Origin of the sequence: Marivita sp. (assembly GCF_020055635.1) — a bacterium.
Taxonomy (GTDB): Bacteria; Pseudomonadota; Alphaproteobacteria; order Rhodobacterales; family Rhodobacteraceae; genus Marivita.
Genome location: NZ_JAIPUT010000007.1, coordinates 115394 through 126062, shown reverse-complemented (window position 1 = coordinate 126062; position 10669 = coordinate 115394). Strand labels below are relative to the sequence as shown.

The 10669-nt window shown below is 63.7% G+C and carries 9 protein-coding genes; 6 read left to right on the top strand and 3 right to left on the bottom strand.

Going from position 1 to position 10669, the window contains the following annotated elements; all coding sequences use genetic code 11:
* From LCF60_RS05965 to LCF60_RS05940, 6 genes are all read left to right on the top strand, one after another.
* Nucleotides 1-947, top strand: a 947-nt coding sequence (locus tag LCF60_RS05965; protein ID WP_292290378.1) for a molybdopterin cofactor-binding domain-containing protein, incomplete at its 5' end; no start/stop codon positions are given.
* Between the two features lie 53 nt (nt 948-1000).
* Complete coding sequence (locus LCF60_RS05960; RefSeq protein ID WP_292290377.1) at nt 1001-1876, top strand: MoxR family ATPase; 876 nt, start codon at nt 1001-1003, stop codon at nt 1874-1876.
* The gene (locus LCF60_RS05955; protein WP_292290376.1) at nt 1873-3054 is read left to right on the top strand and encodes a VWA domain-containing protein; all 1182 of its coding nucleotides are present in this window, start codon (nt 1873-1875) and stop codon (nt 3052-3054) included. The genes LCF60_RS05960 and LCF60_RS05955 overlap by 4 nt, the downstream gene beginning before the upstream one ends.
* Nucleotides 3051-3851, top strand: a complete 801-nt coding sequence (locus tag LCF60_RS05950) for an XdhC family protein (RefSeq protein WP_292290374.1) — start codon at nt 3051-3053, stop codon at nt 3849-3851. The genes LCF60_RS05955 and LCF60_RS05950 overlap by 4 nt, the downstream gene beginning before the upstream one ends.
* Nucleotides 3852-3968: 117 nt before the next feature.
* Complete coding sequence (locus tag LCF60_RS05945) at nt 3969-4418, top strand: carbon monoxide dehydrogenase subunit G (protein WP_292290373.1); 450 nt, start codon at nt 3969-3971, stop codon at nt 4416-4418.
* A 322-nt stretch (nt 4419-4740) separates the two neighbouring features.
* Nucleotides 4741-6264 carry a malonyl-CoA synthase gene (locus tag LCF60_RS05940; RefSeq protein WP_292290372.1) on the top strand — a complete coding sequence of 508 codons (1524 nt, stop codon included), beginning with the start codon at nt 4741-4743 and terminating at the stop codon, nt 6262-6264.
* An 88-nt stretch (nt 6265-6352) separates the two neighbouring features.
* On the opposite strand, the gene LCF60_RS05935 is transcribed toward LCF60_RS05940, so the two are convergent.
* The 3 genes from LCF60_RS05935 to LCF60_RS05925 all read right to left on the bottom strand — a co-directional run bounded on the left by LCF60_RS05935 (nt 6353) and on the right by LCF60_RS05925 (nt 10596).
* Entirely contained in the window at nt 6353-8689 is a 2337-nt protein-coding gene (locus LCF60_RS05935) for an HWE histidine kinase domain-containing protein (RefSeq protein WP_292290371.1), read from the bottom strand.
* A 223-nt stretch (nt 8690-8912) separates the two neighbouring features.
* Nucleotides 8913-9962: a trypsin-like peptidase domain-containing protein gene (locus tag LCF60_RS05930; RefSeq protein ID WP_363318393.1), complete on the bottom strand. Its 1050-nt coding sequence runs from the start codon at nt 9960-9962 to the stop codon at nt 8913-8915.
* Between the two features lie 304 nt (nt 9963-10266).
* Nucleotides 10267-10596 carry a hypothetical protein gene (locus tag LCF60_RS05925; RefSeq protein WP_292290369.1) on the bottom strand — a complete coding sequence of 110 codons (330 nt, stop codon included), beginning with the start codon at nt 10594-10596 and terminating at the stop codon, nt 10267-10269.
* Nucleotides 10597-10669: the final 73 nt, after the last annotated feature.

The window sequence follows — 10669 nt, the reverse complement described above, 5'->3', positions numbered from 1 at the left end:
TCAAGAACTGCGACATCCTTGGTATGGGCATGTTCGACAGCTGCGAGATCCGCATCCACCCGACCGGGTCCGCGATTGCGCGTCTGGGCACCCTTTCCCAAGGGCAGAGCCACGCCACGACCTTTGCGCGGATCCTAGCCAGCGAGATCGGGCTTTCGGCTGACAGCATCACCATCGAAGAGGGCGACACCGACACAGCCCCCTACGGTCTGGGCACCTACGGGTCACGCTCGACCCCGGTGGCCGGTGCGGCAACGGCGATGGCCGGGCGCAAGATCCGCGCCAAGGCACAGATGATCGCGGCTTACCTGCTCGAAGTGCATGATGACGATGTCGAATGGGACATCGACCGGTTTGTCGTCAAGGGCGCGCCCGAGCGGTTCAAGACGATGAAGGAAATCGCCTATGCCGCCTACAATCAGGCCATTCCGGGGATCGAACCGGGGCTCGAGGCGGTCAGCTATTACGACCCGCCCAACATGACCTATCCGTTCGGGGCCTATGTCTGCGTCATGGATATCGACGTTGACACCGGCGTGCCGGAAATCCGCCGCTTCTACGCGCTGGACGATTGCGGCACGCGGATCAACCCGATGATCATCGAAGGGCAGATCCATGGCGGTCTGACCGAGGCGCTGGCCGTCGCCCTGGGGCAGGAAATTGCCTATGACGATCTGGGCAACGTGAAGACCGGCACGCTGATGGATTTCTTCCTGCCGACCGCGTGGGAAGTGCCGAACTACGAGACCGACTTTACCGTCACCCCCAGCCCGCATCACCCGATCGGGGCCAAGGGTGTCGGCGAAAGCCCGCATGTCGGCGGTGTGCCCTGCTTCTCGAACGCGGTGCAGGATGCGTTCCGCGCCTTCGGCAACCGGCACACCAACATGCCGCATGACCATTGGCGGATCTGGCAGACCGCCAACCGCCTTGGGCTTCACGACTGATCGGAACCGGGGTGGCCGGGTCTGGCCACCCCCTTTTGTCGCCGGGTAAAGACATGCAGTGGACAACGCTTCAGACCGCCATGGCGGAGACGGGTTATATTGCAGACGATGATCTGGCGATGGCCATTCATCTGGCGCTGTCGCTTGGGCGTCCGCTGCTGCTCGAAGGGGCGGCAGGGGTCGGCAAGACCGAAGTGGCCCGCGTGCTGGCACAGGTCAAAGAGACAGAGCTGATCCGCCTGCAATGCTACGAAGGGCTGGATGCCGCGCAGGCGATCTATGAATGGAACTACCAGCGCCAGTTGCTGTCGATCCGCGCCGCCGCCGAGGATGGCGAGACCGGGCGCAGCGTCGAGCAGAGGATCTTCTCCGAGGAGTTTCTGCTGGAACGCCCCTTGCTCAAGGCGATCCGGCAGGACACTGCGCCGGTGCTGCTGATCGACGAGATCGACCGCGCGGACGAGGAATTCGAGGCCTATCTGCTGGAAATCCTGTCGGATTTCCAGATCACCATTCCGGAACTCGGCACCATCACCGCCAAGAGCACACCGATTGTCATTCTCACCGCCAACGGCACACGCGACCTGAGCGATGCGCTGCGCCGCCGGTGCCTTTATGCCCATGTGGCTTACCCCGAACGCGCCACGGAACTGGCCATCCTCAAGGCCCGCTGCGCCGGGATCGAGGCGCAACTGGCCGGGCAGATTGTCGGGTTCGTGCAATCCTTGCGCAAGGAAGACCTCGAAAAGAAACCGGGCATCGCGGAGATGCTGGATTTCGCGGCAGCACTCATGGGGCTGGGGATCGCGGACCTGACGCAAGACCCGGTGGTGTTGCAGGCAACACTGGCGACGCTGCTGAAAACCCAGAGCGACCGTGACAACATCACGACCGAGATCGCGCAGCGTCTGGCGGGCAAAGCGGCATGACCCGCGTTACCCGGTTTGCGGCCCGTGATCCCGGCCCGGCGGCGCGCATGGCGGGGTTCATGGCGCATCTGCGCGACAATGGCCTGCGGTTGGGTGTCGGCGAGGCGGAACTGGGTCTTGCCGCGCTGACCCATGTGAATGCCGCCGACCCGACCGAGGCGCGTCCGGCGCTCAAGTCGGTGTTTTCCGGCTGTGCCGAAGATGCAGAGCGGTTTGCCGCGCTCTTTGACGCCTATTGGATGAATGGTGGGCGAGTGGTGGAAAAATCCATCCCGACAAAGGCGATGGCCTCGGAAAATGTCCACAGCTCGCGCAACGCCAATGGACCGGAGGCAAGCGGCGGGGCAGGGGCACCCACGGCCCCCGATGGCGGCGACGGCGAGGCGGATGCGGATGGCGAGGGCAAGCTGGTCGCCAGTGTGATCCAGTCCCGGATGAACACCGATCTGCGCAACCTTGTGCAGCCCGAGGACATCGCCGAGGCGCAGCGCATCGCGGAACGGCTGGGCGCGGCCTTGCGGGATCGCAGGTCGCGGCGGCGCAAGCTTGCGCGCAAGGGCGACCAGATCCATTTCCGCCGCCTGATCCGGCACAGCCTGTCGACCGGGGGCGAACCGCTGCACCTGCCGAAAAAACAGCGCCCCGACCGGCCTTTGAAGATTGTCACGCTCTGCGATGTGTCGGGGTCCATGACCACCTATGCACAGGTGTTCCTGGCCTTCATCGCCGGGCTGATGCGCGCCGATGACACGGCGGATGCGTATCTGTTCCACACAAGGCTGGTGCGGATCGCCGAAGCCTTGCGCGACCGCGATGCGCTGCGGGCGCTTGGGCGGCTTTCCGTGCTGGCGGACGGGTTCGGCGGCGGGTCGAAGATCGGCGCGTCGCTGATGCAATTCTCGCGCACCTATGCGCGGCGCTTTGTCGATGGGCGCACGGTCGTGCTGATCCTGTCGGACGGCTATGACACCGACACACCCGACCTGATCGGAGAGGCGCTTGCGGCGCTGAAGAAACGTGGCTGCAAGATCATCTGGCTCAATCCGCTGAAAGGCTGGGACGGGTATGAACCCGTCGCCCGTGGCATGGCGGCAGCGCTGCCGCATCTGGATCTCTTTTATCCTGCAAACCGGTTGGCCGATCTGGCCGCGCTCGAAACGGAGTTGACCCGGCTATGACCCCCGCCGAACTGACCGATACCGAGATCTCGGACGTGGCCCGCGACATGCGCGCCCGTGGCGAACCCTTTGCCATCGCCACGGTGATCCGCACGCTGGGCGCGACGGCGGCCAAACCCGGTGCCAAGGCGCTGCTGGATGCCGAGGGCACGATCCTGCAAGGCTGGATCGGCGGCGGCTGCGTGCGCGGTGCATTGGCCAAGGCGACCAAGCGGGCGATGGCCGAAGGCGCGCCGCAACTGATTTCGCTTCATCCGCAAGACCTGCTGGATGAGAAGGGCATCGCGCCCGGCTCCGATGTCGAGGGGGTCAGCTTTGCCCGCAATGGCTGCCCCTCCAAGGGGTCGATGGATATTTTCGTCGAGCTGATCCTGCCGCTGCCGGAACTGCTGATCTTCGGAGAGGCGCCGGTGGCCAAGTCGCTGTCGCGGCTGGCGGCGCAGTTCCAGTGGTCGCTGGCCCAAGGCGAGGCGGACAGCGCGGTTCGCCCGCTGGCCGATGGGGAGACCCGGATGATCGTCGTCGCCACGCAGGGCAAGAACGATCTGGCCTGCCTCAAACAGGCGCTCGAGGCCGAGGCGAGCTTTGTTGCCTTTGTCGGCAGCCGCCGCAAGTTCGCGACCCTGTCGGAAACGCTGATCGGGCAGGGCGTGTCGCAATCCGCCCTGTCACGGGTTCAGGCGCCCGCTGGTCTGGCCATCGGCGCGGTCACCCCCGACGAGATCGCGCTGTCGATCCTCGCCCAACTCACCGAGGTCCGTCGCCGCAGGCAGCGCACCGAAACGGGGGCAACGTGATGTTCGACCTCTTTGCCAGGGTCAGACGGTATCTGCGGCGCGCGCCCATGACCAAGGAACAGGCCGATCTGCTGGCCTCGATCAAATTCCCTTGTTGCTGATGAAAAGGACCCAAAGATGGAACTCAAGGACGAAATCACGATCAACGCCCCCAAGGACGTGGTCTATGCCGCGCTGAACGACCCTGAGGTTTTGCGCCAGTGCATCCCCGGCTGCGAGGAGTTGATCAAACATTCGGATACCGATCTCGAAGCCAAGGTCGTGCTCAAGGTCGGCCCGGTCAAGGCCCGGTTCAGCGGAACGGTCGTACTGGACACAGCGGGCGCGCCCGACGCGTTTTCGCTGACCGGTCAAGGCAATGGTGGTGCGGCTGGCCATGCCAAGGGTGGCGCTGACGTGACGCTTGAGGAAGTCGATGGCGTCACCATCCTGCGCTACGACGCCAAGGCCGAAATCGGCGGCAAGCTGGCGCAGCTGGGCTCGCGCCTGATCCAGAGCACGGCCAAGAAACTGGCGGCCAGTTTCTTTTCCAAGTTCGCAGAGGTGGTCGAGACGGTGGACGCCTGACCCGAGAGAAACCGGCACTTGCCGACGTACTGCGCGCTCACCAATTCCACAACATGGTGGTGGCAGCGGCAGTCATCCCGAAGCAGATTTGGTGCGGACACCATAAGGCGCGAGATGCATGTCTTTCGTCGAAAGGGTCTTTCCATTGCCTTGCACATCGCGCGATCATCGGGTGAACACCGAGTCATCGCCGATGCGGTCAGGGCGGGGGATTGACGGAGCCGCTCGGACCCCGCAAACGCGCAAGACCAGCGGGGCGTTGATTGCTGCATGGTGACTGCGGCCACGACCGAAAGTTGAAGGATTCAGGAGAGTTCAGGACGTGAGTAACCCACTATACGATGCCCTGATCGCCCCCCAACGGGGGCAGACGACAGTTTTCCTGCATTTGCACGACGGAACAGCCGTGACTTACGCAGAGTTTGTGGATCTTGCCGGACGCTATGCCAGCGCGTTGCACAAGCTGGGCGTCCTGGCCGGCGACCGGGTTGCGGTCCATGCGCAGAAATCGGCGGATGCCCTGGCGCTTTACGCCGCCTGTCTGCAATCGGGCGCGGTGTATCTGCCGTTGAACACCGCCTATACGCCCACAGAGCTTTCCTATTTCATCGGTGACAGCGGCGCGTCGCTCTTTGTCTGTGACCCGGCTGAAGTTGATGACGTGACTGCGATTGCCAACCAGACCGGCGCGGCACTCAGGACAATGGACGCGACTGGCGATGGATCGCTCCGCCAGGAGGCGGACGCTCTGCCGGTCCGCACGGAGGTCGCTGACCGAGACGCAGACGATCTGGCGGCGCTGCTTTACACTTCGGGCACGACGGGCCGGTCCAAGGGGGCGATGCTGACCCATCGCAACCTGCTGTCGAACGCCGAAGCGCTTGTGAAGATCTGGCGGTTCAGCGACGAGGATGTCCTGCTGCATGCCTTGCCGATCTTTCACACGCACGGGCTCTTTGTTGCGTCGAACGTGACGTTGCTCGCCGGCGGGTCGATGATCTGGCTGCCGAAATTCGACACCGATACGGTGATCGCGCAGCTGCCCCGGGCGACAGCGATGATGGGGGTTCCCACGTTCTACACGCGGCTGCTTGACGACGCGCGGTTCGACCGTGCCCTGACTGGGCACATGCGGGTCTTCATCTCGGGGTCGGCGCCACTTCTGGAAGAAACGCATGAACGCTTTGAAGCCCGCACCGGGCATCGTATCCTTGAACGCTACGGGATGACCGAAACCAGCATGAGCACGTCGAACCCCTACGAAGGGGACCGTCGGGCCGGAACGGTCGGGTTCCCGCTGCCGGGGGTCGAGGTCAAAATCTGCGATCCCAAGACAGGAGAGACCTTGCCCACTGGCGAAATCGGTGTGCTCGAGGTCCGCGGTCCGAACGTGTTCAAGGGGTACTGGAACATGCCCGAAAAGACCGCCGAGGAATTGCGGGAAGACGGGTTCTTCATCACCGGCGATCTGGCGAAGATCGACGCGGATGGCTACATTTCGATCGTCGGGCGCGGCAAGGACCTGATCATTTCGGGCGGCTTCAATATCTATCCCAAGGAAATAGAACTGTTCCTCGATGACCTGCCGGGCGTGCTGGAAAGCGCCGTGGTCGGCGCGCCACACCCGGATTTCGGCGAAAGCGTCGTGGCCGTACTGGTGCCGGAAGAGGGGGCCGAACTCGATCTTGGCGCCATCGAGGCAGAGGTGAAAGCCAGGCTGGCCGGATTCAAGCGACCGCGCCATTTCGAAATCATGGAGGCGCTTCCCCGGAACACGATGGGCAAGGTTCAGAAGAACGAACTGCGCAACCGGTTCCAGGGCATCTTCCAAACCTCAAACGTCTGATTGGCGCGTCGTCCCTGGCGATCCGCTGTGTCCCGAACCATTCCGGCGCGATCCGGATGAATGGCCTTGGGCCGCCGCAGGTTCCGGATCAGCCGGCTTCCGGTAACGGTTCCGCACAGGTTTTCGCCAGCGCGTTCAGCAAAGCGTCCCTGGGAAACGGTTTGCTGACCACGGGTGCCGACTTGAACCGCGCCGGGATGAGGTTCTCGTGCTGGTAGCCGGTCACGAAGACAAAGGGGATGCCGCGTTCGCGCAGCGTGTCCGCGACCGGGAAGCTCAGTTCTCCGTGCAGGTTCAGGTCCAGCACGGCGGCTTCGACATCGACGCCGGCGGCAATCATCGTCGCTTCGGACACGCGCGAGGCCACGGCCACGATGGTGTGGCCTGCCGCCTCGAGCTGGGACGCGGTTTCGGCCGCCAGCATCGCTTCGTCCTCGACCAGCAGGATCCGTCGGCCAACGAGCTTTTCGGGGGCCTCGGGCAGGGGGGTGCTGCCCACGTGCGGGCCATGTGGTTCCGACGCCGCGCGCAGAACAAGCGCCGTGGGCACCCGCATCCGGCACCGGAACCCGCGCTCGAGCATCTCGGTTTCCAGGGTTCCTCCAAGCTGCGACTCGATCATCATGCGCATCAGCCGCGATCCAAAGCCGGAAGTCGGCGCAGTGGTTGCCGCAGCCTTCCTGCCCTGTTCCTCCCAGAGGATCTCAAAATCCGACCCATGCGGCAGAACATGCCATGTCAGACGTAGGCGGCCATCCGGGACCGACAGCGCACCGTGTTTCGCGGCGTTGGTCGCAAGTTCATGCAGCGTCATCGCCAATGCCTGGATCGACGAGGCGCTCAGGAAAGTCGGCGGACCTTCGATCTCGATGTCGCCGCCACGTTCCGCGGTATAGGGACCAAGCTCTTCCTCGGCGATCACGCGCAGGTCGGCACCCTTCCAGCGGCTTCGCGAAAGAAGCTCATGCGCCCGCGCAAGCGCCTGGATCCTGCCGCGCAGGGTGGTCTTGAAGGTTTCTTCGCTGTCGAGTTTCGTCATCGAGACCAGCGACTGCACCACCGCGAGAAGGTTCTTGGACCGGTGATCAACCTCGAGCGAGATCGCACGCATGCGTTCTTCGGCGTCGCGGCGCTCGGAGATGTCGAAGTGGATGCCGATCACGACCTCGGGTTGGTTTGCAGCGTCCCGCTCCACGACGCGGCAGCTGTCCAGAACCCAGATCCAGTGCCCGTCCTTGTGCCGCATCCGGTGTTCTTCGTAGAACACGTCCTTCTCGCCCTTCAGAAGCCGGTCAAAGCTGTCGAGAAGATGCTCCCGCTCGTCGGGGTGCAGAAAATCCTCCCAGGCCGTCTTGTTGGTCTTGATCTCTTCGGTTCGGTAGCCGAGCATTTCTCCCCAACGTCCGAGATACTCGGTCTCGTCGGTCTTCGGCAGCCATTGCCACGCCCCGATACCGGAGGCCTGCAACACCGCTTCGAGACGGGTCGCTCCGCGCGTGAGCTGTTTCTGCTTGGAGTCGAGATGGCGCATGGTCGCGAAGGCGCCCACCAGGATCAGGGCCAGAAGCGGCAGCGTGATCGCCGCCGTCACTATCAGGGGGTGCAGCACGACGCCGAGGGGGATCCTGACGGCGGCAACAAGATCGTAAGCGGGAATGGCATTGTAGTTCGCCACCTCGAAGCGGCCGTCAAGGGAGCGTTCAAGAACCGATGTGCCTTCCTGCACCTGATCCGACACGTCCAGAGGGACACCGACGAGGTCGTTGGGAAAGGGGTCGCGCGCGATGACATTCCCGGTCTGCTTGAAAACTTCTGTGACGATGCCGTCTCCCTCGAAGGGCATGGCCTGCGAGCTCAGGATCGCATCTGACGGAATGCCGATGTTCACGACACCAAGCAGATCGCCCGTGTCGTCCCGCAAGGCGAAGGTGTGGACGAACACGAGTGTCCCCGTCACACGGCTGATGAAGCTGCCGTCGATATAGGTGTCGGCGCCGTCGAGATGGGCGCGGAACCAGTCGCGGTCGGACAGATCGACCGGTGCGGCGGGAAAGCTGTCGGAATGCAGAAGCACGGTCCCGTCGGGATCGACAAAGATCATGCCTTCGGTGATCCGCATCGCATCGGCGAGATCGGAGAAATACTCGTGAGCCTCGCGGTCCCGGGAAAGATCTTCGACCGATCCACGCCGCTCGAGATATCCCAGCGCATCCCGCGCCATGATCTCGCTTACCTCGAGGCTACGGCTCACGTATTGTTCCACCGCGGTGGCCATGCTGGCGGCATTGTGGCGTCCCGCCTCGTAGAGCGAGGCGGAAAAGGCCGCAAGGAATGCCAAGACAATCAATACGATCAGTACGAGAAACGCCGTAAAGGATCGCCGGAGCAGCCGGGATGTACTTCTGGAGTCCGAGTTCACGCTCATACCTGTCAACTCCCTCTTCCGAGTTCGGCTAGCGCGATCGGCCAAGGATTGGATATGCTCGGTCGCTACCGTGCGTTCATAGGGTACCCTTGCCATGTGTCGCGCAAGACGGTGTCTCGGTCGGGCAAGGGCAGGATGACATGTATTCTGGTAGCGTAGATGCACATGTCGGGGCAAGGACCGTTCCGCATGGGGCCGCAGCGTCAGCCTGACCGATCGGGCGTTATGGGTCCGGGTCTGCCAGGACGACGCTCAGGTCGATGGTCTCGCCTTCCCGCCAGATACGCAGGGTCACGGGCTCGTTCGGGGTCTGCGCGGCAAGCGCCGCCTCCAGTTCGGCACGGCTAGACACGCTCTGGCCTCCGAGAGCGACGATGATGTCGCGCAGCACCAGTTGACCAGCCGCATCCTCGCCAGCGGGGCGCAGATCGACGGCCGCAGCGGGGGAACCGGGTTCGACACCCAGAACGGGCACACCTTTGAGCCCTCTTGCCGAGGCGAGCGCGCTGATCCGGTCGGAGTGTCGGACGCCAAGATAGGGCGGGCTATAGCGTCCGGCCTGGATCAACCGCGGCACAACGCGGCTGACCGTGTCGACAGGCACGGCAAAGCCGATCCCGGCACTGGCGCCGGACGGGCTGAAGATGGCCGTGTTCACGCCGATCAGACGCCCGGCACTGTCGATCAGCGGACCGCCCGAATTGCCCGGGTTGATCGCCGCGTCGGTCTGGATCAGCCCTTCGACCAAGCCACCGCCGCGCGCCGGGATTTCGCGGTCGAGCGCCGAGACGATCCCCGTTGTCAGCGTCCAGTCCAAACCAAAGGGATTGCCGATCGCAAGAACCGATTGCCCGACCTGAAGCGTGCCGCTTTCACCGATGGGCAGGGGCGTGGGTCTGTCGCGCCCGGTTTCGATGCGCAGAACCGCCAGGTCGTGCTCTGGCGCGGACCCGACGAGTGTGGCCTGAAGCACGCGCCCGTCCGCCAGCCGGAGGCGTGCCCCCGAGGCGCCCGTGATGACGTGGTGATTGGTGACGACATGTCCCGCCTCGTCCCAGACGAAACCCGACCCGGTTCCGCGCGGCACGTCGATGGCGCGCCGCGCCCAGGGATCGACCACGCGTTCCTCGGTGGTGATCGACACGACCGATTCCTGCGCGCGTTCGAAAAGCGCGATGATCGTTTCCTCCTGCGGGGCAAGGGCGCCGCGTGGGGTGACTTCGCGGGGGTCCGGTATCGGGGTTGGCGTGTCGAGCACAAGCCAAGCCACAATGCCGGCGGCAGCGGCCCCCACAATGAACGCGGTCAGTTTTCCAAGGATCCTACGCACCTGTACGGCCTGTCCTTTTCGGCTTCGTTGACGGCCACGTCCTTCGCAAATTCAACGCCAACGAACAAGACAGATGCGTTGCGCGGACCGGGGCGGTGATGTCGAACCAACGCAGCCCACCCCTGCGCGGGTTCCCGGATGGACAAGCGCCCGTCTGTGCACAGCGCAGGTCTTTCGATCCCTGCGAGATATTTCATTCACATGTTCAATCGCGGGCACGTCAAGCCTGCGCCCTGCGGTCGGACTTTCAGTAATTCGCCGGAGGATCGCTCGCCGGGAAGGACTCGTCGACCTCTTCGTCAACCTCGTCCCATCGTTCCGGCGGGTTCTGCATCTCCTTCGGGCCCGCATCGCGAACCTCTTTGCCATCCTGCGCGGAGTCGGGTCCTTGGGGTGGCAGGTTCTGCGGTAGTCCGCCGGGTTGCTTGGTGGTCAGATCGCTTTCGACATTGGCGTTCACGTCAACGCGGTGTCGCCCGGCAGGATCGATTTGCTGGGCGGTCTGGTTGATGACGTTGCCTTTTTCGCGCTGCACGTCGGTTGGAATGGTGCGGGTGGTCTTTTTCTCATCTGACATGATGTGTCCTTTCGTCGGTCTATACCTGATGGCGCATTCGCGGTGCAGATGACGTTTTTGAAATAAAGCCCCG

Excerpts from the sequence above, each read along its gene's own strand:
- LCF60_RS05960 (WP_292290377.1), top strand. The coding sequence starts at position 1,001 with ATGCAGTGGACAACGCTTCAGACCGCCATGGCGGAGACGGGTTATATT.
- LCF60_RS05955 (WP_292290376.1), top strand. The coding sequence starts at position 1,873 with ATGACCCGCGTTACCCGGTTTGCGGCCCGTGATCCCGGCCCGGCGGCG.
- LCF60_RS05950 (WP_292290374.1), top strand. The coding sequence starts at position 3,051 with ATGACCCCCGCCGAACTGACCGATACCGAGATCTCGGACGTGGCCCGC.
- LCF60_RS05945 (WP_292290373.1), top strand. The coding sequence starts at position 3,969 with ATGGAACTCAAGGACGAAATCACGATCAACGCCCCCAAGGACGTGGTC.
- LCF60_RS05935 (WP_292290371.1), bottom strand. The coding sequence starts at position 8,689 with ATGAGCGTGAACTCGGACTCCAGAAGTACATCCCGGCTGCTCCGGCGA.
- LCF60_RS05925 (WP_292290369.1), bottom strand. The coding sequence starts at position 10,596 with ATGTCAGATGAGAAAAAGACCACCCGCACCATTCCAACCGACGTGCAG.